The organism is Xanthomonas sp. SHU 199, from assembly GCF_000364665.1.
Lineage (GTDB): Bacteria > Pseudomonadota > Gammaproteobacteria > Xanthomonadales > Xanthomonadaceae > Xanthomonas_A > Xanthomonas_A sontii.
This window is the reverse complement of the sequence record NZ_AQOI01000845.1, coordinates 1-392: the sequence shown is the minus strand read 5'-3', so window position 1 is coordinate 392 and position 392 is coordinate 1. Positions and strand designations below refer to the sequence as shown.

Annotated in this window: 1 protein-coding gene; it reads right to left on the bottom strand. The window is 76.3% G+C overall.

Annotation, left to right across the window (positions count from 1 at the left end; all coding sequences use genetic code 11):
* Positions 1-358 (bottom strand): Holliday junction resolvase RuvX (ruvX, locus tag D183_RS0123110; protein ID WP_039729533.1); only part of this gene is annotated, 358 nt, incomplete at its 3' end.
* Positions 359-392: the final 34 nt, after the last annotated feature.

Genomic DNA, 392 nt, shown 5'->3' with positions numbered 1-392 from the left:
GGCGCTTGCGGCCGGCGGCACGGTCCACCGCGAAGCGTTGCGCGGCCTCGACCGAACTGGAGCGCTCGTCGACCAGCACCACCGGCAGGCGGTAGCGCGCGCCGAGTTCGCGGGCGAAGGCGTGCGCGCGCTTGCGGTTGGGCTGGTCGGCACCATCGAGGGTGAGCGGATCGCCGACCACCAGGCCGTGCGGCCGCCATTCGGCATGCAGGCGGTCCAGCGCCGGCCAGTCCGGCCCCTGCGCATGCACGTCGATCACCGCCAGCGCGCGCGCGCCGTTGCCGAAACAACTGCCGACGGCCACGCCGATGCGGCGGTGGCCGACGTCGAAGCCGAGCACGGTGCCGTCGCGGCGGATCGTCGCGGGCGCGGCGCTGGCGGGCGCGGACGCG